At 51.5% G+C, this 24,991-nt stretch carries 23 protein-coding genes; 20 read left to right on the top strand and 3 right to left on the bottom strand.

Annotation, left to right across the window (positions count from 1 at the left end; genetic code table 11):
• Nucleotides 1–6: 6 nt before the first annotated feature.
• Nucleotides 7–636: a hypothetical protein gene (locus F556_RS0103365; RefSeq protein ID WP_211222538.1), complete on the top strand. Its 630-nt coding sequence runs from the start codon at nucleotides 7–9 to the stop codon at nucleotides 634–636.
• Between the two features lie 75 nt (nucleotides 637–711).
• Here F556_RS0103365 and F556_RS0103360 read toward each other — a convergent pair whose 3' ends face one another.
• A complete protein-coding gene (locus tag F556_RS0103360) occupies nucleotides 712–1,644 on the bottom strand; it encodes a VOC family protein (protein WP_020615484.1) in 933 nt (310 codons plus the stop codon).
• A 105-nt stretch (nucleotides 1,645–1,749) separates the two neighbouring features.
• Between F556_RS0103360 and F556_RS0103355 the strand changes: the two genes are divergently transcribed.
• The 10 genes from F556_RS0103355 to F556_RS0103310 all read left to right on the top strand — a co-directional run bounded on the left by F556_RS0103355 (nucleotide 1,750) and on the right by F556_RS0103310 (nucleotide 12,548).
• Complete coding sequence (locus tag F556_RS0103355; protein ID WP_020615483.1) at nucleotides 1,750–2,136, top strand: hypothetical protein; 387 nt, start codon at nucleotides 1,750–1,752, stop codon at nucleotides 2,134–2,136.
• A gap of 15 nt (nucleotides 2,137–2,151) precedes the next feature.
• A complete protein-coding gene (locus tag F556_RS0103350) occupies nucleotides 2,152–2,613 on the top strand; it encodes a GNAT family N-acetyltransferase (protein WP_020615482.1) in 462 nt (153 codons plus the stop codon).
• 30 nt (nucleotides 2,614–2,643) lie between these two features.
• Nucleotides 2,644–3,219: a GNAT family N-acetyltransferase gene (locus F556_RS0103345; protein ID WP_020615481.1), complete on the top strand. Its 576-nt coding sequence runs from the start codon at nucleotides 2,644–2,646 to the stop codon at nucleotides 3,217–3,219.
• Between the two features lie 13 nt (nucleotides 3,220–3,232).
• Nucleotides 3,233–4,204: an N-acetylglucosamine kinase gene (locus F556_RS0103340; RefSeq protein WP_020615480.1), complete on the top strand. Its 972-nt coding sequence runs from the start codon at nucleotides 3,233–3,235 to the stop codon at nucleotides 4,202–4,204.
• A 276-nt stretch (nucleotides 4,205–4,480) separates the two neighbouring features.
• Nucleotides 4,481–5,797 carry an ABC transporter substrate-binding protein gene (locus tag F556_RS0103335; RefSeq protein ID WP_020615479.1) on the top strand — a complete coding sequence of 439 codons (1,317 nt, stop codon included), beginning with the start codon at nucleotides 4,481–4,483 and terminating at the stop codon, nucleotides 5,795–5,797.
• Nucleotides 5,798–5,894: 97 nt separating this feature from the next.
• Nucleotides 5,895–6,806, top strand: coding sequence for a carbohydrate ABC transporter permease (locus F556_RS0103330; RefSeq protein ID WP_020615478.1), 912 nt, complete (start codon nucleotides 5,895–5,897; stop codon nucleotides 6,804–6,806).
• A gap of 13 nt (nucleotides 6,807–6,819) precedes the next feature.
• On the top strand, nucleotides 6,820–7,650 hold the full coding sequence (locus tag F556_RS0103325; protein ID WP_020615477.1) for a carbohydrate ABC transporter permease: 831 nt from the start codon (nucleotides 6,820–6,822) through the stop codon (nucleotides 7,648–7,650).
• A 127-nt stretch (nucleotides 7,651–7,777) separates the two neighbouring features.
• Nucleotides 7,778–9,646, top strand: coding sequence for a cache domain-containing sensor histidine kinase (locus tag F556_RS0103320; RefSeq protein WP_245583005.1), 1,869 nt, complete (start codon nucleotides 7,778–7,780; stop codon nucleotides 9,644–9,646).
• Nucleotides 9,640–11,238 (top strand): helix-turn-helix domain-containing protein, encoded by a 1,599-nt coding sequence (locus tag F556_RS0103315; RefSeq protein WP_020615475.1) that lies wholly within the window; start codon nucleotides 9,640–9,642, stop codon nucleotides 11,236–11,238. The genes F556_RS0103320 and F556_RS0103315 overlap by 7 nt, the downstream gene beginning before the upstream one ends.
• 5 nt (nucleotides 11,239–11,243) lie before the next feature.
• Complete coding sequence (locus F556_RS0103310) at nucleotides 11,244–12,548, top strand: ABC transporter substrate-binding protein (RefSeq protein ID WP_157272649.1); 1,305 nt, start codon at nucleotides 11,244–11,246, stop codon at nucleotides 12,546–12,548.
• Nucleotides 12,549–12,634: 86 nt separating this feature from the next.
• Here F556_RS0103310 and F556_RS37580 read toward each other — a convergent pair whose 3' ends face one another.
• Nucleotides 12,635–12,898: a hypothetical protein gene (locus F556_RS37580; RefSeq protein ID WP_157272594.1), complete on the bottom strand. Its 264-nt coding sequence runs from the start codon at nucleotides 12,896–12,898 to the stop codon at nucleotides 12,635–12,637.
• A 139-nt stretch (nucleotides 12,899–13,037) separates the two neighbouring features.
• On the opposite strand from F556_RS37580, the gene F556_RS0103305 reads away from it, so the two are divergent.
• The 3 genes from F556_RS0103305 (at nucleotide 13,038) to F556_RS0103295 (ending at nucleotide 18,980) form a co-directional block, all read left to right on the top strand.
• On the top strand, nucleotides 13,038–17,150 hold the full coding sequence (locus tag F556_RS0103305; protein ID WP_169447541.1) for a LamG-like jellyroll fold domain-containing protein: 4,113 nt from the start codon (nucleotides 13,038–13,040) through the stop codon (nucleotides 17,148–17,150).
• A 103-nt stretch (nucleotides 17,151–17,253) separates the two neighbouring features.
• The gene (locus tag F556_RS0103300; protein ID WP_020615472.1) at nucleotides 17,254–18,309 is read left to right on the top strand and encodes an S-layer homology domain-containing protein; all 1,056 of its coding nucleotides are present in this window, start codon (nucleotides 17,254–17,256) and stop codon (nucleotides 18,307–18,309) included.
• Nucleotides 18,310–18,470: 161 nt separating this feature from the next.
• Nucleotides 18,471–18,980 (top strand): DUF2569 domain-containing protein, encoded by a 510-nt coding sequence (locus tag F556_RS0103295; protein WP_020615471.1) that lies wholly within the window; start codon nucleotides 18,471–18,473, stop codon nucleotides 18,978–18,980.
• Nucleotides 18,981–19,084: 104 nt separating this feature from the next.
• Here F556_RS0103295 and F556_RS0103290 read toward each other — a convergent pair whose 3' ends face one another.
• Nucleotides 19,085–20,131, bottom strand: coding sequence for an FAD:protein FMN transferase (locus F556_RS0103290; RefSeq protein ID WP_020615470.1), 1,047 nt, complete (start codon nucleotides 20,129–20,131; stop codon nucleotides 19,085–19,087).
• A gap of 130 nt (nucleotides 20,132–20,261) precedes the next feature.
• On the opposite strand from F556_RS0103290, the gene F556_RS0103285 reads away from it, so the two are divergent.
• From F556_RS0103285 to F556_RS0103260, 6 genes are read left to right on the top strand one after another with little or no spacing between them, the layout of a single operon-like run.
• A complete protein-coding gene (locus F556_RS0103285; RefSeq protein WP_020615469.1) occupies nucleotides 20,262–20,642 on the top strand; it encodes a NusG domain II-containing protein in 381 nt (126 codons plus the stop codon).
• Complete coding sequence (locus F556_RS0103280; RefSeq protein ID WP_020615468.1) at nucleotides 20,626–21,171, top strand: Gx transporter family protein; 546 nt, start codon at nucleotides 20,626–20,628, stop codon at nucleotides 21,169–21,171. Before F556_RS0103285 ends, F556_RS0103280 begins: the two co-directional genes overlap by 17 nt.
• Before the next feature lie 12 nt (nucleotides 21,172–21,183).
• A complete protein-coding gene (locus F556_RS0103275; protein WP_020615467.1) occupies nucleotides 21,184–22,077 on the top strand; it encodes an ATP-binding cassette domain-containing protein in 894 nt (297 codons plus the stop codon).
• On the top strand, nucleotides 22,014–22,868 hold the full coding sequence (locus tag F556_RS0103270; protein ID WP_020615466.1) for an ATP-binding cassette domain-containing protein: 855 nt from the start codon (nucleotides 22,014–22,016) through the stop codon (nucleotides 22,866–22,868). The genes F556_RS0103275 and F556_RS0103270 overlap by 64 nt, the downstream gene beginning before the upstream one ends.
• The gene (locus F556_RS0103265; protein WP_020615465.1) at nucleotides 22,865–23,659 is read left to right on the top strand and encodes an energy-coupling factor transporter transmembrane component T family protein; all 795 of its coding nucleotides are present in this window, start codon (nucleotides 22,865–22,867) and stop codon (nucleotides 23,657–23,659) included. Before F556_RS0103270 ends, F556_RS0103265 begins: the two co-directional genes overlap by 4 nt.
• 34 nt (nucleotides 23,660–23,693) lie before the next feature.
• The gene (locus F556_RS0103260; RefSeq protein ID WP_020615464.1) at nucleotides 23,694–24,617 is read left to right on the top strand and encodes a prenyltransferase; all 924 of its coding nucleotides are present in this window, start codon (nucleotides 23,694–23,696) and stop codon (nucleotides 24,615–24,617) included.
• The last annotated feature ends 374 nt before the right edge of the window (nucleotides 24,618–24,991 follow it).

The raw sequence follows: 24,991 nt of genomic DNA, 5'->3' as shown, positions 1-24,991 counted from the left end.
TTAATGATGGGAGATGAAATTATGGGCTGGAGCGAATTGCGAGCGATCCCCAATGCTTACAATGAAGAAGTTCAGGCGCTGGATGAGCAAATTATTGCTCTAAGTGTCAAACGGCGTCAACTGAGCCAAGGAGTACGTCTATACCCTGCAGGGGAGACGATTGAGGCGTGGGCCAAGCAATATGAATTGGAACCGATGCAGATTCAACACTTACTGCATCAGCTGCAGGATCAGAACCACATGCGTCGCGTCGTTGAGGAAGGTCCAGGCGAGCTTCGCAATGTTCTCCCCATCCTGAAACAATCCGTTGTTGAGGAATGTCAATATAAGCTGACGCACGCTATGCAGCATGAGCATGCGAGCATTCTCCATGTTGAAATCCAGTACTTAGATCGGACACGACATGATTTGCACCTTATTCCACACCTGATGCTTGAAATTATTAGTGATAGCCAGCGGTTCACCATTAATCGGCACGGCAGCCGTGGTGGCGGCTTGCAGACGGAGATGCAGTTTCTCGTTAGCCCGCCAATTCCAGACAGTCTGGACGGGGTAGAATTCTCCTTGATCCCCAGCAAAGAAGACTTTGGCTTCAGAATCGAAGAGAAGATTTTGGATCAGCAAGTGGACTTCTAGTTGACGGTTATGACGCATCATCCGTTAGGCTAAGCGCCTCTACCAGCTAGTGCTAGCAGAGGCGCTCCCCCGAAATCAAGCGCCGTGAAACGCTCGTTCAAGCTCGTCTAGATTGAATTTCTTCATTTTCATAAAAGCTTGCGTTACTCGTGCCCGCTGTTCTGGTGTGCCGCTACTGAGGTAATGCTCCATTGAAGCGGGAGTAACCTGCCAGGAAATGCCGTACCGATCCTTGAGCCAACCGCATTGCTCTGCCTCAGGGACGGCGGACAGCTTCTCCCAGTAATAATCGATTTCTTCTTGCGTTTCGCATGTGATTAGCAGGGAGACAGCTTCGTTGAAGGAGAAGTCGTGTAACAATCCGCTATCCATCGCAGACAGCCACGTACGCTCAAGCATGAAATCGCAGAACATCACGCCCCCAGGCTTGTTAGGTTCCTGTCCTGGACCATAATGTATAAGAGCGCCAGGTCTGCTGTCCCGAAAGACAGAGAGGTAGAAGGCGCGCGCTTCCTCCGCATTGCCTACGTTCTCTCCGGTAAACATGAGGTTCGGCACAATGGTTGGACGCGGCTCGCCTTCGGGGTTTGTAAGCATCAGCTGCCAATTAACCCCAAACTTATCCTGCAGCCAACCGTACTGAGGACTGAATGGATATTCTCCCAGCGGCATGAGTGTGGTAGCCCCCTCCGAGAGCTTGTCCCATACCTCAGTCAGCAAGCTGGCTGCATTGAGATCTCGAGAAGGATCAAAGTTAACAATGAACGAGATCGATGGATTGATTTGGAAATACGGACCTGCTGAGATGGCCATAAAAGGCACGCCCCATAGCGAAAAGGACAGAAGGTCACTATCGCCAGATGGCGTATCCCGAAGTGTTGCCTGGGTGGTTATTTCTGATCGAGGGAAAATGGAGCAGTAGAATGCTGCGGCCTCTGCCGCCTGCCTGTCGAACCAAAGGTGTGGGATGATCCCTGGGCTTGCAGTGTTTGCATTGGTGGCTGCCATCATCAGACCTCCTTAGAAATGTGTACTATCCCTTGTAGTGTAACACAAGCGCCTTCCGGCTATTTCTTATAATTTGCTTATTGGTCATGTAGAAAGGAAAAGATGATGAAACTTCGAAAAAGTATCCTTTTGGCCTCGTTTCTTGCGCTGAGCCTGACAGGCTGTTCACAAAGCAAAGTGGAGCAGATACAAGGGTCCTGGACTTTGAAAGAGGTTGATCAAATGGTAGATGCGGATAATGAATTAGTACAATTCAATTATCTTGAATTTAAAGAACAGGAAGTGATTTTAAAACAATTTGCCCCGATCCACGGAGTCCGTCCAGAGGAACGCGAATTTTATGGCCAAGAAGTGGAAATGGGATATGAAATTGTTGAGGATCAACGTATGGAGTTGGCGTTTGGAACCTATGATTTGGACTTGAAAAAATCTGATCTTATCCTTAAAAATGAGGAATTTACACTACATTATAAAAAGGATTCATCGAACTAAAGGAGAATTGTCATCATGAAGATTGTGGATATTCGAGAAGTACCCGAATTATTTGAGCAAGCCTATCAGTTCATATGGGGACAGTGGGGCGAGGAGTCGAATGCCCGTTTTTATCGTGATTGTATGGAGCAGGCCTGCCGCACCGAGGAAGCGGTTCCCCGCTTCTATCTTGCCTTGGATGGCGATACCCTCATCGGGTCCTATGCCTTGTTGCGAAGCGACTTGAACAGCAGACAGGATTTAAGTCCGTGGTTTGCTTGCCTCTTCGTGAATCCCGAGCATCGAGGCCAAGGGCTGGGCGGCACTCTGCAGCAGCATGCCCTGACGCAGGCGCAAGAGAAGGGATACCCTGAGCTTTTTCTGTGTACAGACTTAACCGGTTACTACGATCGTCAAGGCTGGGATTACATAGGCAAGGGATACTTGCTGGATGATAGTGAGACGAGGATATATAGATATACTTTGACCTCACAATGAAAACTGCGTGATGGACTAGGGGGCATTTTCATGGATTTGGACTACCTGTTTACGAGGACGTCAGGCCTTGAAACGGATCGACTATTCTTTAGGGCGCTCACAGCAGAAGATGCAGACGATTACTTTTTACTCGCATCCGATCCAAAAGTAACTACTCACACGATATGGCCTAGACACGAGCGGCTATCAGATACCCATACTTATCTAAAGCGTGTAGAAGAACAAAATGTCTTGAGACATTCTTATCACTGGGGAATTGTCCTGAAATCAAGTGGCCGTCTCATTGGTCGGATCGGTATCATTAATGTCGATGGAGACCACGAAAAAGCGGAGCTTGGGTACGCATTGGCAAGTGAATTTTGGGGACAAGGATTCATAACAGAGGCAGGTAGGCGTGTAGTATCTTTCCTATTTACTGAAGTCGGTGTCCATCGGTTGGAAGCAAGATGCAGCGAGCACAACCCGGGGTCTTACCGTGTGATGGAGAAGCTCGGTATGACCTTCGAGGGGCTGTTGCGGGAACAATTGAGAATTCAAGGGTATTTCGTTAATCAACGAATGTACGCAATGTTGCAGAGTGATTATAACAATGCATCTTATAGATAAAAGGACGTGTAACATGACGCAAAATCAAGAGGTTGTCATCGGCATCGATGGCGGAGGGACACATACCCGAGTGATGGTGGCCAACCTGGAGGGACAGGTTCTGTCTTATGTGGAAAAAGGGGCTTCGTCCATTTACAAAGACGCGCAAGCCAGTCAAAATGTGCGGCAAGCGATAGAAGAGGCTCTCCAGCAGGCGGGAGTCGACAAGGCGCAAGTACGCATGCTGACCGCGGGAATTGCCGGCTTCGACGCTGAATCCGATCTGGAGTGGGTGCTGCCTCTAACTGATGTGGAAGGGCTGGACTGCACTAAGGTTCACGTCAATGATGCTGTTGTTGCGCATAGCGGCGCGCTGATGGCAGAGCCGGGCATTATCGTCATCTCAGGTACGGGCTCGATCCTCTATGCCGTGAACGAGGAGGGACGTCGCATCCGCAATTACGATCTCCACCATTATGCGGCAAGTGCTGCACGGTTTCTGGCGTATGATGCGACGTACGAGCTGCTGGCCGGAAGCGTCGAAGATCGCGACAATGCATTGATTCAGGAGATGCTGGCGTTCTGGGATGTCTCGACGGTCAAAGAGCTGTCGCACTTGGCACTTCAGGGATTCATCGCGGATCAACGAGAACGCAACAAACGGTTCGCCGAGCTTGCGCCGCTCATTACCCAATCTGCCACGTCGGGCAGTCCCTTGGCGCAGCGCGTGTGCGATCGCGCGCTACACCAGATTGCGATTGGGGTGGAGATGCTGGCTTCGTATTTTGAGCGACCGAAGGTACAGGTATCCTTGATTGGGAGCGTAGTCACCAGCGACTATTTCAGAGAAAGACTTGCTTCCCGATTGGCTCAAGGCGTACAGCGGAGCTATCAACTGGTCGAGCCGGTCTACCCTCCGGTCATCGGTGCCGTGCTGTTAGCATTTAAGGAGTTACACATTCCAATTAGCGAGGAACACTTGGAGAAGCTTAGCAACTGGAGATAACGACACTCGATAGAGTAACTTGCTTGTCCAGATCTGTGAGAGGCCTATGCGCATGCGCATAGGCCTCTCACGTGTTTAACTTTTTAACGGAATAGTAAAAAAAACAATGTAAAAGTAAAGGAAGTACGAGGACTCAGGCATACTCAGCCCTAACTCTGCCAGGTGGTAAAGAAAGGAACAGGAGATGTAAAACGTGTTGATTTTCGGATGTCTTCTTTTATTCTACTATGATGAGAGTAAAACGCTTTTCACTGGAATAAGGGAGGGTATTGCAGGATGAAAAACAGAATGCTGAGGTCAACCCTGGTTATGATGCTAAGTTTAGCTGTCATGACTGCCTGTACAACGAACGGGGGGAATCAGCCCGAGAATGGACAGAACGATCCACCACAGCCACCGCAGCCGACAGAAACGAACACAAACACGGGAGAAGTAGGGGATGAAGTGACCCTTCGGTATGCCGTGTGGGATGCCAATCAAGCAAATGGCCTTCGCGTGATGGCTGACGAATTTGAAGCGGCCAATGCGGGGATCAAGATCGACATTGAGGTTGTGGGCTGGTCAGACTATTGGACCATGCTAGAGGCGGGTGCAACGGGTGGCTCTCTGCCGGATGTGTTCTGGATGCACTCAAATGAAATCTACCGTTATGCCTCGAATGGAATGCTAATGAATCTGAATACGTATATCGAGTCTAGTGATCAGGTGGATCTTAGCAAATTCCCGCAAGGCATCGTGGATATCTACAACTTCCAGGGCAATCAATATGGTGTGCCTAAGGACTTCGATACCATCGGGCTATGGTATAACAAGACGCTGTTCGACGAGGCGGGAGTGGGCTATCCTGATGAATCTTGGACATGGGATGATCTCTATGACGCGGCCAAGGCGCTAACGAAGGATGGGGTATATGGCATTCTGGCGCCGCTCCATAATCAAGAGGGCTATTATAATTTTGTCTATCAGAATGGCGGCACCATTATTACAGATGACAAGCAGTCCGGCTATGATGACCCCAAAACCATCGAAGCGCTGGAGTATTACGTGCGATTTGTACGTGAAGGGCTGTCCCCGGAAGTCTATGGCGATGCAGAACGGGCGGAGGCGATCCAGAATGGGCTGGCGGCCATGGGCTTCTTTGGCTCCTGGAACCTGTCGGGATTCACAGCGAATAATTTCATGGCTGAGCATTTCGATGTAGCGGTCCTGCCGAAGCAGGAGAGGCAAGCCTCCATCTACAACGGTCTGGCTCATGCGATTGCTCATAATACAGAGCATCCGGAGGAGGCCTGGACCTTCACCGAATATCTGGGTTCCAAGGAAGGGCAGGAGCGGCATGCCGAGCTCGGCATTGCCATCTCCGCTTACGAAGGGGCAGCAGATCTGTGGGTGTCTTCCAATGACACCTTCAATGTCAAGGCCTTCGTTGATATGGTAGCGTATGGTGTGATTCGGCCCTATTCCAACACGACGATTGTTTGGGAGGACAGAGCTTACGAGTCCTTGCGGGCCGCCTTCACGGGTGACGTGGATGTCGAAGAGGCCGCTAGCAATGCCGCATCGGCAATGAACCAGATCCTCGCGGAAGAATAAGTGCTGTAAGCCGCACCACGCGCAATGACGGGCGGCTCTCAACAACCCGCATGCGGCAGTCTGTCTGAGGCTGCCGTTATGCAGGAGGAGTATTCTTATGGCTGGATACAAGAGAATACGTGTTCCGCGGAACACATGGAATATGTGGTTGTGGGGTTGGTTTCTGGTAGCCCCTACGATGCTTGGCTTACTGATTCTGAATATTATCCCAATCTTCCAGACCCTATATCTGAGCTTGTTCAAGAGTGGGGCCTTCGGTCGGGGCAACCAATATGTAGGGATCGGCAACTATGAGCGACTGATTGCTGATGCGCAGGTGTGGCACGCGGTTGCCAATACCTTGCTCTATACCGTACTCGTGGTCCCACTCAGCGTGGCGCTAGCCATGATTATTGCGGTGCTGCTGAATGGTAAGGTCAAGGGCACCTCAATCTTTCGCACCATTTACTTCATTCCCATGATTGCTGCACCCGCCGCCGTTACGATGGTCTGGAGGTGGCTGTATAATCCCCAGTTTGGTTTGATTAATTATGTGCTAACGCAGCTAGGACTCGATCCGGTTCGATGGACTACAGATCCGCAGGTAGGGTTGATCTCCATCTCGCTTATAGGCATATGGAGCATCTTCGGGTACAACATGGTGTTGCTGCTTGCGAGCTTGCAAGAAATTCCTCGTGACTTCTATGAAGCCTCCGATATCGACGGGGCCAGCAAGATGCAGCAGTTTTTCATTGTCACGGTGCCGTTGGTAACCCCAACCCTATTCTTCGTGTTCGTGACAACGATCATCCAGTCGATGCAGGTGTTTGATGTCATTTACATGATGATTGATGTGACCAATCCTGCCTACGAACGGACCGTATCGCTAGTTTATTTGTTCTACAATAACTCATTCAGGTACATGGACAAGGGGTATGGATCAGCCATTGTTGTGCTCCTGCTGGTATTAATCATGATCATTACGTATTTTCAGTTGAAGGCCGAGAAAAAATGGGTGAATTACATGTAGGAGGTGAGCTGGGGTGGGGATTGCCAGTAAAGCAGCCAAGGCCGCGGCTTATTTGTTTCTGATAACCGGCGCCGCGCTGATGATCATTCCCTTGCTATGGATGCTGCTGACCTCATTCAAGACGGTGGCTGAATCGACATCGATGAATCCCTTTGTATTTTTCCCCTCCGTTTGGAGGGTGGATAACTATACGCGAGTCCTGAATCAAAACCATTTCTCTGCTTACTATGTCAACACGTTTCTGATGATGTTTTTCCGTATTCTATGTTCGTTACTGTTCAGTGCGATGGCTGCGTATGCATTTGCACGGCTTCAGTTTCCCGGACGCAATTTCCTGTTTGGTATCGTTTTGTTCCAGATGATGGTGCCGACGCAGATTTTTATTATTCCGCAGTATCTGATGGTAGACGCCCTCGGCATGCGCAATTCGATTTTTGCACTGGTGTTCCCTGGGTTCGTTAGTGCGTTTGGCACCTTTTTGCTGCGGCAGTTTTTTCTGGGACTGCCACGAGAACTGGAAGAGGCCTCCAAGCTCGATGGCTGCAACATCGGGCAGACCTTCCTTTTGGTGATGCTTCCGCTCACCAGGTCCGGGCTGGTAGCCCTGGGCATCTTTACGGCACTTTTTGCTTACAAGGACATGATGTGGCCGTTAATTATTAATACGAGTGCACAATCCGCAACCCTTGCATCCGCACTCGCCAAGATTCAGAGTGCCATCTCCGTGAATTACCCTGAGCTGATGGCGGCTTCCGTGCTGGCATTTTGGCCCATGCTGTTAGTGTATATTGTCTTCCAGAAACAATTCGTGGAGGGCATTGCTTCCTCCGGAGGGAAGCTGTGAACCCCGCAACAGTGCACGCTTACGCCAATGTCGGCTATATTTCGACAGCGGCGGAGGCGTGTTTCTGTGTCTTTGGGCACTTGGTTAATTTGTTGATTTTCCCTTTATTGACTAGCATTGGCGGCTCATGGACAATAGAGTACATCTGAAATCAGACTATGCAGGGATCGTGATGACGATGCGAAGCGTGTTTCCATTTGTCAGCATTAAGGCCAAATTGTTGATTATTTTTTTGAGTGGTATCCTTATTCCTCTCCTCACGATGACGCTCAATTCGTACCACACCTCTCAGAGCCTTCTTGAACGCAAATATTCCGATTTACTATTAGATATAGCAAGCCAATCGACGATCCGCATCGGAGAGTTTTTGCGTGAGATGGAAACGCTCACCCTGGTTGCAAGCTATGGCATGAACAGCTACGTATCCGCTTCGTCCCATGAGGATTATCCGATTCAGGATTACTTGAGAGACGACGGTGACTTGAATGAAAGCATTGTTTACCGGATGTTGATGAACTATATTCTGATGAAAGATCGCGTGTTCTCGGTCTATTTGTACAATCTCAATGGCGGCAAGGATATTTATATCAGTGCGCATCATCCGATTAATTACAATTACAGTGCGGTTCATGAGACGTGGTTCCAACAGTTTTTGCAGTCCGATCAAAAGGTGGCACTCATGAGTACCGGACCGGACCCGCAGGTGCGAACAGAGAACCATCTTGCTATTTTGCAGGCTCGCAAAATCTTTGATATTCATAATGGCAAACTGATCGGAGTAATGGTCGTCAGTATTGATGTGTCCTTTATGAATATTGTTCACGATTTGCTGCAAGAAGGTCTGCGCTCCAGATTCGCAGTGGTTGATGAGCATCAGAGAATCATCTACCATGCCGACACCTCGCTAATTGGGCGCCCATTTGCCGACACCGTATTGCCAGTGGACAAGGGCGATCCTGTACTCACGGGGGAACGTGGCATTGTACGATCACAGGATGTCGATTATATTGTCGCCAAGAGCGCCTTCTACAACTTTCCTTGGACCACTTATTTTTATATGCCGCTGCATGAAGTCTCTGCCGAAGGCGCCATTATGAAGCAGAATTTGATTATTCTTGCGCTTCTCATGCTGTTGTTCTCGGTTTTGTTATTCTGGTATTCCTCCAGTTTCATCACCAGGCCGATCAAGCGCTTGATGCATAATATGACCTTTGTGGAAATGGGGCAATTCGATGCATTCACAACCATTCGCTCTCGCGACGAAATTGGCCTTCTATCTCACCGGTTTCATCAGATGTCAGCTGAGCTGAAGCAGCTGGTGGAACGCATCCAACAGGAAGAGGGCGAGAAGGCGGCTGCCGAGATTCGTGCACTGCAATCGCAAATTAACCCCCATTTTCTCTATAACACATTGGGATCCATTAAATGGATTGCTTCCATGCAGCGAGCACACAAGATTGTCGACATGACCGAAGCACTGATCTCATTGTTACGCTACGCCACACGGCATGAAGGCTTCATGGTGAGCGTACGTGAGGAGTTGGGCAATATCCACAATTATATGACGATCCAGAATGTCCGGTATTATAATCGCATGACGATCGTAACAGACATTGACGAAGGATTACTGGATTACCAAGTACCCAAGCTCATCTTGCAGCCCTTGGTGGAAAACGCCATCTTTCACGGGCTCGCGGAGTCCGAGGATGAAGGAATCATTGCCATTCGGATGGGTCAGGTCGGTGACGTCATCGAAATTAAGATCTGCGATAATGGCATTGGAATGGAAGCGGATACACTGGCTGCATTAGAGGAAAGTCTATCGGACAGGCGAGGCTCTGATCACGGAATCGGTGTGCAGAATGTGCATCGTCGGATTCAGCTCCACTTCGGTTCGAATTATGGGGTTGCAATAACGAGCAAGCCTGGCGAGGGAACCACCTGCACCATCACTATTCCTGGCGGCGAGCACTGGAGGGGGAAGATGCCATGTTGAAGACAATTATCGTCGATGATGAGCTATTGATGCGAATTGGCCTCCGTTCCATGATTCAATGGGAGGCGCATGGTTTTCAAATTGCTGGTGAAGCAGCTCATGGCAGAGAAGCACTAGAGATTGCGTCCAGTGTTCAGCCAGACCTGATTATTACGGATGTAAGGATGCCCATTATGGACGGCATCGCACTGGTCAGAGAGGCGAGCCTGATTCTAAAAGGATGTAAGTATGTCATTCTAAGTAATTTCGATGAGTTTCGGTATGTCAAAGAGGCCATGCAGCTTGGCGCCTCGGACTATCTGATCAAATGTGAGATGAAGACGGACACGCTGATTCAGTTGTTACATCGGATTCGTGGAGAAATCGTACATCCATCCCACCATCGGTATAGTATGCAGCTGCCGGATATCGATTTGAAGCACAGCATCGGTTATTTGAAGGAAAGCTTGTTCAAGGAAGTCATCAGCGGTTTGAAAGCGGGCGAGGAGCTGGTAGCTAAGACCGAGCAGCTGAGAATTAGGCTGCGGCCGCAGCCCCTATTCCTCATTAAGCTCAAAATTGAGCAGTTTGAGGAGCTGAAGAGAAAGTATGTGGAGCAGGATGAGCAGCTGCTGCGGTTCTCCATTGTCAATGTGCTAGAGGAGGTCGTCCCGAACCGTTGGATGAAGGAGATTATTGTGGAGAGCTCGTCAGAATATCTTGTCATCCTTAATGCTGCATCCAGCTCCACTGTCGCATCACGTGATGAGATTGGCAAGCTCTGCAGCAAAATGATGCAATCACTCAAGGATTTTATGAATCTGCAGTTGTCCGCAGGTGTCAGTACAGTTGTGGATGGCTTCCGGTTCATCCGACTTGCCTTCCAGGAGGCAACACTTGCCCTGCATCAGCGTTTTTATGTGGGGGCAGGTCATGTTTTGTTCTTTGAAGAGGAGAACCGGCAGTTGCCAGGTCGGGTGAACCAGGGTTTCATGCTGAGTCGTCGGCAGGCACGAGAATGCCAATCCTTGATGGAAAGCAGAAACGGTAGCCGTCTGCGTCAATTTCTACATGAACTCCGGCAGTCCCTGCTAGAGGAGCAGGCCAGTGCTGAGGAGGTTCGCGGCATCTATATTTCCCTCATTGAGTTGGCCAACTCGCATGCCCTGCGTCCCCGTGATCCGGCAGACGATCGGGCGCTCTACGATATGCTCTTGAAGGAGGGCACCTGGCCGGACATCCACGTTCTTGTAGAGGACTACATGGTAGGGATGATCGACCTTCGGAATCGGGAGAACGAACAGCAAACTTACGGTAGCATGGCCATACGTATCATAGACCGCTGTTACAGCTCGGATATTTCTTTGCAGAGCGTAGCCAGGCAGATCAATGTCAATCCATCGTATCTGAGCCGGATCTTCAAGCAGGAGATGGGAATGAATTTTGTCAGCTATCTCATTGATATCCGCATTAGCCAAGCCAAGGCCTTACTGGAGAACAAACAGCTGAAGGTATACGAGGTGGCAGAGAAGGTCGGGTATCATAATTACTCGTATTTCAGCCGAATTTTCAAAAAAGTCGTTGGTGTGAGTCCTGAGGAGTACCGGGGGTGATTCAAATGCATAGAAAGGAAGGGGCGCCTGTGAGACGCCGCATCATCACTTGCCTTATCGCAGGATGGATCTTGCTCCTGTCCTCTTGCGCACCTTATGACAGCTTCAACAATCAGAGCGCCGACGAACACGCGCCTCTTGAGCCGCCGGTTATCACGCTCCGTTATGCCAGCTATTTACTGGATATGGCGCAAGCCGGACGAACCTATTACAAAGCAATTGAGGAGTTCGAAGCGCTGCATCCGACGATCCGGATTGAGACGGACTTTATTCAAAATGCCTATTATACGGCTGGAATCAAGGCAAGGCTCCTTGGTGGTGAGAAACTGGATGTCTTTGACACCTGGTCTCCGAGTTTGTTTGCTGAATTTCTAAGGCTCGGGGATGCGATTTATCTGGATTTAACGGATTCCTCGTTCCTGCAGGATTTCCTTCCTTCCTCCTTGGAGCCTGTCACCATCGGCAACCGGATTTACGGTGTTCCCGAAGTCATGCACAGCGATGGTCTGATTTATAATAAGCAGCTGATGGATGAGCTCGGACTGGAGACGCCGCATACCTGGGAGGAATTCCTGGCCTTATGCGCCGCTTTGAAAGCTGCGGGAATCATACCCATCGCACTTGACTCTGAATGGTGGGTGCCGCAATTTATCTTTGGCTCCATTCTGACGAGCAATGGTGCGGATTCGGTGTGGACTGCAAATCTGGAGAATGGCAAGATTTCTGCTTCCGATCCGCTCTTCCTTGATGCGATGACCAAGACCAAGCAACTGGTGGATCTCGGGTATGTCCCGGACAACTGGCTGAGCTTGAAGCATGAACAATCCAAGGATTTGATGGGCAAGGGAAAAGCAGCGATGATGGCTGCCGGAACATGGGATATCCCTAGTATTGTTGAGCGTAATTCGGAGATGGACATTGGATTCATGATTGTACCGGGTGATGAGCAGGCGGTGCCGAATATTAATATTGGAACCTATAGGGTCATTAATTCAAATACGAGTTATCCAGAGCAGGCCAAGCAGTTTGTCGCCTTTATGAACGGCAAGATAAACCAGGAGAAGCTTGCCTTGGGTGCGCTCGCCGTCCCCTCCGTCAAGGGAGTGGAAGTGAACCACCCCATCATTGAGAAAATTGCCGCAGTGGTCACCCGGGAAGATGCGATGATCTTCTGGCCTCATACCGTCTCGACGGAAACGCTGCAGGTGAAGATACTTGAGGGAGTAAACCAGTACCTGACTGGAGCTGAGCTGGAGGACGCGCTTGCATTCATTCAGGAAGCTATCGATCATGCAAGGGAAGGACATTGATTGGGGGAATTAATGATCTACGGTCAAAAAAGGACAGAAAGCACAAAAAAAGGACAGCTTGTAATGGGCTGAGCTCACGGGTCTTTTCATGGCGTAAAGAAAGGTACAGGAGTAGTAAAAAACCTTGATTTCTTATCAGGATCGCTTGGCTTATCATGGTCAGTGAACAGACCAGTTGGGAAGATCAAGGGAGGGTGTAGCGGGTATGAAACCAAGCCAACGGTTGGTTTAACGGCGAGGTCACGGGTCATATAAGAAACACGAAGGATCAAAAAAAAGCCAAGAGGTGAGAAGATCGTGAGATTTGGTGCAAAACGTTCTGTTCTAACCATGCTTGCTCTTGTAATCATGATACCGCCAACATTTGCAAGCGCCTCCATTTCAGGTGATCAGCCTTCTGCTCCAGCAATTGTTGTCAGCAGCTCCGTACCAGCCCCCGTGTTTAATTGGGATTTTAACCAAGCTGCGACCACAGAAGGTCGGACGGTTGTGAATCGTAGCAAACCGGAGGCTAGTGCTGATTATGCAGAGCTCCGAGGAGCAGCAACCATCGTAAACGATGAACAGCGCGGTGAGGTGCTCTCTCTGCCAGGCGGAGCGAATGGAGCGGGCTGGCTGAAGCTGCCTGATCATTTGTACCGGGAAGTGGAGAACGAATTGACCTTCTCGGTGTGGACCGATATCGACCAGGCCTCGAGTGCCTATACACGCTTGCTTTCCTCGACCATTCAGGAAAAAGGTCTCTCGAACAGCGGCATTAGCGGCTGGCAGGACTCTGAATTCGTTCTTGTGACCGGTGGCGGATCTTTTAATAACCGGATATACACGGGCACCAATCCTGATGCAATCGCCACCTACAAGGGCGATATCGTGTGGCCGGCCTCCCCGCCCAAAGGCAGATGGCAGCATGTGGCCGTTTCCATGAACAAGGAAGGCGCGTACTCCGTGTATCTCAATGGAAATCCGCTCGGTGAGAGCCGAATTGACCCGGGCAACAGTACTTCGGGCGCTACGCTGGCGAGCGTGCTGGACCGGCTCTTCTCACGCGGTTATCTGGATGCGCTCACATACAATGCATTTGGCAGATCCCTCTACACCTCGGATGGCGACATCCGTGGGAAGTTCGACGATATCCGGTTGTATACAACCAAGCTAACGGCGGAGCAAGTGAACGCTTTGTATGAGGAAACCAAGCATGAGGAAGTAGACGCTGAGATTCCAGCCAAAATTACAGTCGATCTGGCAGACCGATCTCTGGGTCCTGTGTTCCACGGTTCTGCAGGGGCGCTATATGCGATAAGCGAGCCTAACGTACCGGACATTAATACCCTCATTCCAATCAAGCCTTCCCATATTACTCAGAAGCCGCCCAATGGCATCCAGCACCCGACCGGTGATGCCTTGCGCGTGGCGGACTATTTCTTTGAGGCTGGCGGAGAAGTCGTGAACATCGTCATGCAGGATTATTATCAGCGGTGGTACTATCCTTCGAGGACAGCTGAGCAATTCATCAATGAAGCGATCATTCCGATCACAGAAGCAGTAAAAGCATTCAAACAACAATGGGCTGCCGAGAATCCGGGACAGAATCCGGATGAGAAATTTATCTATATCCCTTACAATGAGCCCGAGCAGGACAATACGCGGTATCCGCAACTGCTGGCAGACAACCAGACAGGCCGGAACTCAAGAGCCGTCTTCAACAATGACTGGCTGGCGGTTACGAACAAGATCAAGGAGATTGACCCGGGAGCTGTTATTTCAGGTGTAAACCTCACGCAATATGGAGCAAAGGTGTTTGAGGACTTCATTCCTTTCTGCGTGGAAAATGACTGTCTGCCCGATATCACCAGCTGGCACATGCTGTGGAACAAAGCGTTCGCACAGGCTGCTGGCAATGTAGCAACCTACCGTACGGTAGAAGCGAATGCTACAGCACGATTCAAGGAGTTATATCCTGATCGCGAAGTGCCTTTTCCAATTAAAGTGGATATTAACGAATATGCTGCTCCGGCAGAGATCGCTGTAGGCGGATCACTGGTGCAATATATTGCTCGCTATGACGAACTGAAGATGAACAGTATGCTGCCGTACTGGAATACCGCTAACTCGTATGGGTCTCTGCTTGCTGGTCAAAATGAGCCGAATGGTTCGTGGTGGCTCTACAAGTGGTATGCCGATATGATGGGTGGCGACATGGCCAAGGTCGGAGTGACGACGCCAAGAAGTGAATCGGATGCTTATGGTCCGGGGCTGTATGGCCTATCCTCGATTCAGGACGACCGCGAACAGGTAAGCCTAGCGTTTGGCGGAACCAAGGGAGACAGTTCCATTGTCTTCAATCACTTGACAGGTCACGCCAACAGTCCAGACTTCTTAAAGGGCGCCGAGCAAGTGCATATTACAGTGTGGCACGCAGGATATACCGGATTAACGGGATTCCTTGTTGAGCCTACACAAATTCTGGATCGCAATTATCCGGTCAAGAATGGGACGGTAACGCTGGACGTTGAATTGGATGACTACACGGCCGCCTACTTCGCTGTCATTACCCCGGCTGTCAACAGCGACTCGGAAGAAGTATGGTACAGCCGGTATGAAGCTGAACTAGCCGAAGTGAAAACGAATGTTACGACTACGAGTGTATATCCTGTCATTAGCAATGCGAGCCGGTCGGCGTCTAATGGACAATACGTGCAGGGAATCAGACAGCAAGACAGTCTGGTGAAATGGACCAATATTACGGTTCCCGAGGATGGCAGTTACCGGGTCGATCTGATTGGCGGTAGCGGCGCGACAGCTAATATGCCAAATCAGGCGAATACCGGTCAGGCGAATCAGCGGATTAATTCGGAATGGTTCGTTAAGGTTGATGATCAACCATCCAGGAAAGTGGTGCTAAGGGCCGATTATAATTATCAATTGCTTGGCGGTAACACGATTCACATTGATTTGGAGAAAGGCACTCATTCCATCAGCATCAGTAAATTTAACCCGGATAATGGCGAAGCGGGTCAAGGCGAGTCAACGCTGGACGCCATTGAACTCACTTACAATGGGGAGATGGGCGCAAGTCCGAGCTATCGTGTGCAGGCAGAATTCGCCGAGTATGACACGGCGAATGGCCTCAGCCGCGGCAGTGAGCTTGCCGGATTCCAAGGTGCGGGCTATGTTGCTGGCTATGGTAAGGACGATTCGGCGAATACACGTTTTGTTGTCAGCGTACTCGACGACGGGATGTATGACGTTACGATTCGTTATGCCGCAAGTGGCAACGGTCATATCAAGCTGGATCATGACCGCAAGCACGTGGTCAACCTGCCTGTGGCCCATACGAACGGGCAGTGGCAAGAGGCGAAGCTGAGGATGTTCCTGCGTACAGGTATCAACCTCCTGGATATTCAATCTACAGCTGATCTGAGTCTGGATTATGTAGAGGCCGTCTTCGCGGATGCTACGGCATTGTATTCCATCGAGGCTGAAGAGGCAGTAGTGGTGGGAACGCCTGCTGGCACAGAGCTTCCGTTCATCCGCAATGACGCGTTCGCGAGATATGCTTCGGGCGGCAAGTATGTGAGTGGCATTACATCCTATGATGGTGCAGAGCGCTATCTGGAGCTGGATTCGGTTAACGTGCCAGAGGATGGTCTTTACAAGCTGGTAGTCACTTACGCCAACGGTGAAAGTGCCGGCACACACGCTTACAATAACGATGTGGTCGAACGTTATGCCCAAATCAGCGTCAATGGGGGCGAGCCACAAACGGTATTCTTCAAAAACACGATCTCTTGGCATCAATTTGCTACACAGACAATCGATGTGGAGCTGAAGGCGGGCGTCAATACGATTCGATTCTCCAATAACAATACGTATGATGGAGGGTCGAATCCATTCGGAGGCAATAATGGCGCTGGAACGGCTGGCTTTACGCACTATACAGCGGTGCCGCGACAGTATACCCCGGCCTTTGACCGATTTGATCTGTATCCGCAAAAACCGCTTGTCTCTGCAACAAGCTCAGCCGTTCTGTCCGGTGAAGAGACAGTTGCTCCGGGTCAAGCGCTGGAGCTGTTGTACGGGTTGCGTGGAGTGGAGCAGAATGTCCTGGCGCAGGATATTACGATTGAACATGATGTCGACAAGCTGGATTTCACAGGTTTACCAATGTCGTTGAACAGCGATAAATTCCTGGTTGTTGATTATGTCCAGGAGGCAGGCAAGACCCGGATTCTCGGCATTCACCTGGACGATCTCCAGACGAACCCGAATCAGGATCTGATGAAGCTCGCGTTCCAGGCCAAGGATAGGGTGGGCCCAGCTCATGTACGGGTAACCGATTTGATCCTCGCAGATGAGCATGGGGTCGAGACGCTGGCGGATGGAACAACACATACCATTCAGATTCAACGACCTACGATACCAGGGGATTACAACAATGATGGACGGGTAAGCGTGGGTGACCTGGCCAACATGGCCAAGGCTTACGGCAAAACGAAGGATAGTCCGGATTGGAATCAGTTCAAAGCCTATGATATGAACAAGGATGGTGTCATCGATATCGAGGATTTGGTCATCCTGGCCAGACTGATCCTCGCGCAGTAATGCACTAACCTGTAAGGGCATCGACGGACAGATATTCCTGTTGATGCCCGAGCAGGATTTTTCATACGTTGTGTCATTCCCATTTATAAAGGAGACATTGCCCGTGAATACGAGACTACTCCCCCTGTTGTTATCCTTGATCCTGTTGTTGCCCCTGTTGCCGTCAACGGGATTCGCGCAAGAGAAGCCGGTCTTCTCGATAAATGGCTCTGACACGATTAGTATTCTGGATGTCAAGATGGGAGAGGAGACGGCAGTAACGATTGAGGGTAGTCACTTGATGGATGTGTTTGGGTTTGAGCTTCGCGTTGCATATGACCCTCAGAAGGTTCGGTTTCTTAGTGGAACAACCTCTTGGAGCGGCATGACCGTGCCGCCTATTGATCGTTCGGGAGAGGTTATTTTTGCGCATACGCTGATTGGGCAAACGCCGGGTAGGAATGGGGAGGCGCAGCTAGCGACGTTGCGGTTTGAAGCACTTGTTCCGGGCGATACCTCCATCTCGCTCGTGCGGGTTAAGCTGGTTAACAGCAAGATTGAGAGTGAGCTCGTCGAGCCGGGCCTTGAACTGCGGTTGTCCGTCGCTCCAGAGGTTGAACAGCCACAGATTTCCTTCACAGATATTAACGGCCATTGGGCCAGCGCCAACATCCTGCGAGCGGCCCAGTTGGGATGGGTGAACGGGTATCCTGACGGGACGTTCAGACCACAGGAGACGGTGACACGAGTCCAATTCACTACCATGCTATCCAGAGCACTCATGCTGACGGGGGGATCGGGGCAAGGACTGGAATTTATCGATGAGGATCAGATCCCAGCCTATGCGCAGACCCATGTTGCACAGGCGGTAGCCGCTGGAATCGTGCAAGGGTTTGAAGATCAGAGCTTCCGGCCGCACAAGCGGATCAGCCGTTCCGAGATGGCGGTCATGATCATGCGCGCGATGAAGCAGCCTCTTCCGGAGGAAGCGGGGATCGCTTTGAATTACAGCGATGCAGAGCTTATCCAGCCATGGGCCCGCCCAGCCGTTGCGGCCGCTACAGAACGGGGTCTCATTAAGGGTCGTGGAAATAATCTGTTCGTGCCGCAAGGCGAGACTACTCGGGCTGAAGCGGTGACCTTGATCCTGAGGATGCTTGGCGAAGAGGGCGTATCATAACTTAAACGGGAGTAGACACCTTGCGCAATCTAGCCGCAGGGTGTCTGTTTTTTGTTGTGGGTGGGTAATTTTGGATTTATACTGGAGAAAAGCGTTTAAGATACCAATGAACTAGCATACATAGCTTATTCCTAATTATGTCAAAGGACGTGGTCACCTAAATGAATTCCGAATTAGAAAAGCAAAAGAAGTTCAATCGCTCTCTCACTATTGAGGGACTGGGTGGATGGTTGATTTTAGTGCAGATTGGTTTGTACCTGACGCTGTTGCTCATCGGTTACTATTCAGCTACCGGCACAATTCCGATTCTGCTGGATTCCGAATTCTGGACCGTCCTCACTTCACCGGATCTGGAGTTTTACCACCCGGCGGTCGGGCCCATTATCATCTTTGAAGCGGCGTATAATTTTTTGTTGTTTGGTTTCATCATTTATATTCTGATTTGCTTCTACCAGAAGAAGTGGATTGTCCCGCGGCTGATGATTATTTTCTACAGTCTCAGTTTTCTCCTTGCGGTTGCCGATGCGTTCCTAGTCTTTAATATTCCGTTTTTGCGTGAACTGGATGAAGGGGAGACCATGCGAGATCTCGGCCGCTCGGCGATGACGTGTGCCATCTGGATTCCTTATTTCAGAAAGTCGGTCCGGGTGCAGAATACCTTTGTTCGTTGATGGATGAATGCGACTGCTGCATCATCTGTTCCAGCAAAAGGCGGCGACCCTCACCCTATGGTGCAAGTCGTCGCTTTTTGGCGCGGGTATCAAAAACGTACCGTCTATTCCGCAAACCGATAACCATCATGACTCAGATGGAATTTGCCTATCAGTCCGGGTGTCAGAGTCACCACGTGGTCAGTGGTCACGAAGATCGCTTCGACGCCTTTCCACTGCTCGAGATAGGCGAGCCCTTGATCCAAGCCAAGGCCGAACACGGAGGTCGAGAGCGCATCGGCCGCCATCGATTCTTCAGTTATGACTGTTACGCTGAGCAGATCGTTCTGGAATGGATAGCCGCTCTTCGGATCAAGCAGATGGTGATAGATCGTGTCCCCGACCCGAAAAAAACGCTCATAGACCCCTGAAGTAACGACGGTCTTGTTCACCACTTGCAATGTGCCCAGATGGGCGCCGCGATGCTCCGCCGGGTCCTGGATCCCGATTGACCAGGCGTCCCCGTTGGGCTTAGCCCCGAGTGCTATCAGGTTGCCCCCTAGATCGATGAGCGCACTTCCAATGCCCTCTGACGTCAAATACTCCGCAATGAGATCCGCAGCGAATCCCTTGGCGATGGCCCCCAAATCGAGACTCATCCCGGGCTGCTTCAGCCGGATTGTGCGAGCAGTGGCATCCATTTCCACATCCTCATAATTGATAAGGGCAACTGCTGCTTGGATTTGATCTCCCCTGGGGACTTCAATCCCACCATTGCCGATAGCCCACAGATCTACGAGCGGACCCACCGTCGGATCAAAGGTACCTTGCGACTGCTCGGCATAGAACAACGCCCGCTCCACGACCTTATAAGTATCCGCAGATACGACGACCGACTGACCGCCCGCTTGCCGATTGACCTCATCCAACTCGCTGCCTGCGAGTTGACGGTTCATCTGTTGATCGATCTCCTCCAACAGCCCACGAATGTGATCGAAATGCTTCTCCGTTATACGATCATCAAAAACACGTACCGTAATAATGGTACTGAACAGGTAATAAGTTCGGCTGGCTGGTTTATCGTCTGCCTTGGCTGCCCCCCCGCATCCTGTAACGAGCAAGGAGACGACGAGCATCAGTACCATCGTTATCTGGCTGCGCTGGATTGTCATTGTGATCCCTCCGACACACTTTTTCTCATCGTAGCAGATGTGAGCATTCTCTCCTGTGACGGATATCATAGTGAATATTTTCACAAGCGGTGATAATGGGAGTATCAACCTGCAGGTGGGGGAATGCAGCATGCGAAAACGAGGCGATAAATGGTTACTGGTCATTCTGTCCATTGTTGGCGTATGGATGAGTGTTCAATTGTTCGGGAGCGGGGCGCCTGTGGAAGCGGCAGCTGTCCGCATTGAGGTGGATGGTAAGTTGTTCGAGACGATCGAGGTGACAGCTTCCGTCCAATTCGTAGAGATTCCGGGTTATCAGGGGCACAACGTGTTGGAGATTTCAACAGCTGGCGTCAAAATGATTGAGGCCGATTGTCCCGACAAGCTATGTCTGGCCATGAAGCGGATCCATCATCGCAATGAAAAAATCGTCTGCCTGCCCAACCGCGTATTCGTGGAAATGGTGGATCATGAGGAGGAAGGGGGCGGTATCGATGCTGTTGTCCAATGACCCTCAGGGGTTAAGGCGGCTGACGATGGTGGCGATCTTTGCTTCGCTCGCCGTGGTGCTGGGAATTGTAGAGTCGATGATACCCTTTGCCGTAGCCATTCCCGGAGCCAAGCTGGGACTGGGAAATATTGTGGTGGTGGTAGCTTTACTGTTCTTTGGCGGCAAGGACACGATCATGCTAATTGTCGTCAAAACCTTGTTGACGGCATTCATTCTGGGAAGCTTCTCCACCTTTCTCTTCAGCATCATGGGCGCATTGGCAAGCTTTCTTGTCATGCTGGCGATGATGAAGCTTGGCAGCGGCAGTTTCAGCCTGATTTCAATTAGCATTGTCGGTGGAATATTTCATAACCTTGGCCAGCTAACGGCAGCCTCTTGGGTACTGGGGACCTTTAAAATCTACTACTATCTGCCGTTCCTGCTCGTTGCCGGCATCGCTACAGGTTTGTTCGTCGGTGTCGCTTCGGGCTACCTAAGTACAGCATTGACGCGTCATGGATTATTTCATCTCGCAAGTGACAAGATCTGAGGGAGGGTGGCGATGATGGTCCAGAAGAAGAAGTCCAATCCGGTGATTCGGATGAAGGATGTTGTTTGCCGCAGAGCAACTGGCGAAGCACCCGTCATCAATGGCGTGACGCTAACTGTGGAGCGAGGCGAGTGGGTCTGTGTGGCTGGCGGCAACGGCTCAGGCAAATCAACGCTAGTCCGACTACTTAACGGCCTGTTGCTAGCAGAGAGTGGAACAATCGAAATAGATGGACGTTGGCTGAGAGCGGATACGCTTTGGGATATTCGGCAAAAGGTAGGTATCGTTTTCCCCCAGCCCGATGATCAATTCGTCGGATTGACGGTAGAGGATGATTTGGCTTTTGGGCTGGAGAATCAAGGGCTCTCCCCAGAAGCAATCGATAAACGGCTATGGCAAATAGCGGCCCAGTTCAATCTCACGGAGCTGCTGGATCGGCATCCCGGTACGCTCTCCGGAGGACAGAAGCAGCGAGTGGCCCTGGCCGCTGTGCTAGCTATGCAGCCGGAAATTCTCATTCTGGATGAAGCCTCTGCCATGCTGGATGGTTCGTCGCGGGCGGACCTGTTGTCTTGGCTCAAGCGTACCCACCGATCCGGTCTTCTAACGATTGTTATGATAACACATGAGATCGAGGAGATGGCGGCGGCGGACCGGTTAATTGTGCTGCGCGAAGGTTGTGTCGTCGCCGACGGCAAGCCCGGAGAATTGCTAGGGGATGAAGGCTTGCTACAGGACAGCCGGCTTGAGATCCCTTATGCCTTGCAAGTATGCCGAGAGCTGCGCCAGCTCGGTGTGGAGACCGGGGAGTGGACGACAGAACGGGAGGCGGTGGATGCGTTATGGGCATTAGTCTCGAAGATATCAGCTTCACCTATCCGCATGGAGCAGGCCTTGTCGGTTTGAGTTTTCAGTTGAGGGAAGGTGCCATGACAGCTGTGCTTGGCGCACCTGGTTCAGGGAAGTCTACTCTGCTCCAGCACTTCAACGGGTTGCTGCTGCCGGACAGTGGCAACGTAAGGGTAGGGGAGATTACCCTGGATGCGGGCAGTAGCCAAGCGGCCTGCCGGGCAGTACGGCGACGCGTCGGTCTGGTTTTTCAATATCCCGAGCAGCAGCTGTTTGAGGAAACGGTCCTCCAGGATTTGTGCTTCGGACCGCTGAATCATGGCGTGGATGAAGCGGAGGCAGAGGCTGCTGCTCGGCGGGCGGCGCAATGGATGGGTCTGGATGACTCGCTGCTGGCGCGCAGCCCCTTCCGGCTCAGCTCGGGGCAGCAGCGCCGGGCAGCCATAGCCGCTGTCCTGGCCTGTGATCCGGATATCATCGTTCTGGATGAACCGACAGCGTCACTCGATGCGGCTGGTCGCTGCGAGTTAATGGCCAGGCTGGATGCCATGTGCCGGGAGGCAGGCAAAACCGTCCTTGTGGCCACTCACCGGTTAGAGGATGTCGCGCCATATGCTGAAGACTATGTCGTTCTGCGGGAGGGACAGCTTACCTTCCATGGGGCAGGCCATACGCTTTTGCAGCATACCGCAGCACTGGAGGCGGCAGGCGTGATTGTACCGGGTGCGATACGTCTGGCTCTTGGGGTAGCCGAGCTGACTGGCATTGAATTTGACAGGATCTGGCCCCAGCCCTCCGAATTGGCTGCTGCGATTCATCAGGCATACGAGAGGGGGCGGCCCACATGAAGAGACAACGGATGATTTTTGGACGATATATTGCGGGGGACTCGTGGATGCACCGACTGGATCCTCGCGCCAAAATACTCGCTGTGCCTCTTTTTATGGCCGCGGTCTTCCTTGTCGACGACTATACGAAGCTGCTGGCCCTATTGGCGTTCACTCTCCTGCTAGTGAAGTCAACTTCCATATCGCTGCTAGCGGTTGCCCGGGCGGTGAAGTCGCTGTGGCTGCTGCTGTCCTTCATTGTCTTGTTTCACCTGCTGTTTGACAGCAGCGGCGCACAATTGATGCAGGTGGGAGCAGTGGCTTTGTACACAGGCGGGCTAGAGCGAGGTATTGTTGCCGCCTTGCGAATGGTGATGTTCATCGTTTTTGCGGCTGTACTGACGTTCACAACCCAGCCGGACCAACTGGCACAAGGATTGGGCGAGGTGCTGGCCCCGCTGCGACGGCTGGGTGTGCGCAGCGATCGCTTGACGCTGATGCTGGGCATTGCGCTGCGGTTTGTGCCCACGCTGTTCGATGAAGCTCAGCGGATATGGAAGGCACAGGTGTCCCGTGGACTTGACCTGCGCAGCCAACCTCTGCAAAAGCGGGCACGCTTGCTGGCTGCGTTGCTGATCCCCGTAACCGCGGGTGCGCTGCGGCGGGCGGTAGCCTTGGCAGAGGCGATGGAAGCGCGCGGCTATCGTCTGGATGCTCCCCGCACCAGGTATCGCTCTCTGAGCTGGCAGCTCCGCGACTCATGCTTCCTTGGGTTGTTCGTGCTCCCCATTGCGGCCGCCGCTTGGTTATAGTCCATAGCAGACTAAGATAAAGGAGATGAATAGGATGGAGACCACCTTGAGAAGACGCTGGCGCGGATTCTGGCAGCTGGCCGACCCGAAGATTTGGATCGCTTCGACCGTACCGCTGCTTATTGCGACAGCACTGGCGTATGCAGATACGGGCAGCTTGCCTGTCGGATGGATCGTAGCCGCCCTGGTCGGCATCTACCTGATTGAGATTGGTAAGAACGCCGTCAATGAGTTCATTGATTACTACACAGGCGTAGACCGCTATGTTACTGCAGATCGTCGGACCCCGTTTAGCGGTGGCAAAAAAACAATCATCGACGGCAGACTCACACTCGGCGAGACAGCCCTCATTGCACTGGTGACCTTAGCCGCGGCCTTCATTGTTGGCGTGCTGATCGCCTGGTTCCGCGAACCACATGTGTTCTGGATTGGAATGATTGGAGGAGTACTGGCGGTGGCTTACAGCCTGCCGCCGTTCAAACTAAATTACAATGGCTTGGGCGAGTTCGCGGTGGGTCTGGCGTTTGGCCCGCTGCTCCTCTCTGGCATGTATGTCATGCTGACGGGCAGGCTGGATCTGAAGGTGGTGCTGATCGGTGTGCCCATTGCGTTTCTCGTCATGGCCATTCTGTGGATTAATCAGTATCCGGACTACGAAGCGGATATCCGCGGGGGCAAGCGCAATGGCTTGGTACGAATCGGCAAACGTCCCGGCCTGTTCGTCTTCGGCGGCCTGTTCGTGTGTACGTATCTCAGTCTCCCCGTCCTGGCTTGGTTGACCGGCAACCTGTATTGGCTGCTTGGACTTGTCACTATACCGTTGGCTTGGCGCACGGTCCGCTCGGCAGTACGACATCTGGACGATCTTCCCAGGTTTCTCGCTGCGAACGCCGGAACGATTCAGCTCTACCAGCTGATGGGCCTGACCATGCTGGCGGCTGCGCTGCTTGGGGGCTGAGGGGGCAGGGGGAAGCGAATCTTAAGACGAAAGCGACGTGTGAGGTTGCTTATGAACGTATGAAACGTCGCATATTTTCCGCTATATCGCATTTTACATGGGGCATCAGAAGGTTATGGCGCTTATGTTCCGTTATTTCTTGAATGGACTAGCAAAATCGGCCTGAATTCACGCAATAGCGGAACATTTGCGCCACATCGTCGTAGAATTGGGTTTAAACCATTCATAAAGGAAAATAGAAGCCATAACAGTCATAATGATAACCGACTACGTTCTGGTCGGTGGTCACGCCGAACATTGGATTATTACGACCCAGTAGCTATGCTCCAGTTCACTACGACTCAGTGAACTACTCTCCAGTCTACTAACCTCCC

This window comes from Paenibacillus daejeonensis DSM 15491 (assembly GCF_000378385.1).
GTDB classification, from domain to species: Bacteria; Bacillota; Bacilli; order Paenibacillales; family Paenibacillaceae; genus Paenibacillus_D; species Paenibacillus_D daejeonensis.
Note: the sequence above shows the minus strand (reverse complement) of the source record. Positions and strands in the feature narration are given on the sequence as shown.

Bases quoted from the DNA above. Each gene is read 5' to 3' on its own strand.
- F556_RS0103365 (WP_211222538.1), top strand. From the start codon at position 7: ATGGGAGATGAAATTATGGGCTGGAGCGAATTGCGAGCGATCCCCAAT.
- F556_RS0103360 (WP_020615484.1), bottom strand. From the start codon at position 1,644: ATGGCAGCCACCAATGCAAACACTGCAAGCCCAGGGATCATCCCACAC.
- F556_RS0103355 (WP_020615483.1), top strand. From the start codon at position 1,750: ATGAAACTTCGAAAAAGTATCCTTTTGGCCTCGTTTCTTGCGCTGAGC.
- F556_RS0103350 (WP_020615482.1), top strand. From the start codon at position 2,152: ATGAAGATTGTGGATATTCGAGAAGTACCCGAATTATTTGAGCAAGCC.
- F556_RS0103345 (WP_020615481.1), top strand. From the start codon at position 2,644: ATGGATTTGGACTACCTGTTTACGAGGACGTCAGGCCTTGAAACGGAT.
- F556_RS0103340 (WP_020615480.1), top strand. From the start codon at position 3,233: ATGACGCAAAATCAAGAGGTTGTCATCGGCATCGATGGCGGAGGGACA.
- F556_RS0103335 (WP_020615479.1), top strand. From the start codon at position 4,481: ATGAAAAACAGAATGCTGAGGTCAACCCTGGTTATGATGCTAAGTTTA.
- F556_RS0103330 (WP_020615478.1), top strand. From the start codon at position 5,895: ATGGCTGGATACAAGAGAATACGTGTTCCGCGGAACACATGGAATATG.
- F556_RS0103320 (WP_245583005.1), top strand. From the start codon at position 7,778: ATGGACAATAGAGTACATCTGAAATCAGACTATGCAGGGATCGTGATG.
- F556_RS0103315 (WP_020615475.1), top strand. From the start codon at position 9,640: ATGTTGAAGACAATTATCGTCGATGATGAGCTATTGATGCGAATTGGC.
- F556_RS0103310 (WP_157272649.1), top strand. From the start codon at position 11,244: ATGCATAGAAAGGAAGGGGCGCCTGTGAGACGCCGCATCATCACTTGC.
- F556_RS37580 (WP_157272594.1), bottom strand. From the start codon at position 12,898: ATGATTACAAGAGCAAGCATGGTTAGAACAGAACGTTTTGCACCAAAT.
- F556_RS0103295 (WP_020615471.1), top strand. From the start codon at position 18,471: ATGAATTCCGAATTAGAAAAGCAAAAGAAGTTCAATCGCTCTCTCACT.
- F556_RS0103290 (WP_020615470.1), bottom strand. From the start codon at position 20,131: ATGACAATCCAGCGCAGCCAGATAACGATGGTACTGATGCTCGTCGTC.
- F556_RS0103285 (WP_020615469.1), top strand. From the start codon at position 20,262: ATGCGAAAACGAGGCGATAAATGGTTACTGGTCATTCTGTCCATTGTT.
- F556_RS0103280 (WP_020615468.1), top strand. From the start codon at position 20,626: ATGCTGTTGTCCAATGACCCTCAGGGGTTAAGGCGGCTGACGATGGTG.
- F556_RS0103275 (WP_020615467.1), top strand. From the start codon at position 21,184: ATGATGGTCCAGAAGAAGAAGTCCAATCCGGTGATTCGGATGAAGGAT.
- F556_RS0103270 (WP_020615466.1), top strand. From the start codon at position 22,014: ATGGGCATTAGTCTCGAAGATATCAGCTTCACCTATCCGCATGGAGCA.
- F556_RS0103265 (WP_020615465.1), top strand. From the start codon at position 22,865: ATGAAGAGACAACGGATGATTTTTGGACGATATATTGCGGGGGACTCG.
- F556_RS0103260 (WP_020615464.1), top strand. From the start codon at position 23,694: ATGGAGACCACCTTGAGAAGACGCTGGCGCGGATTCTGGCAGCTGGCC.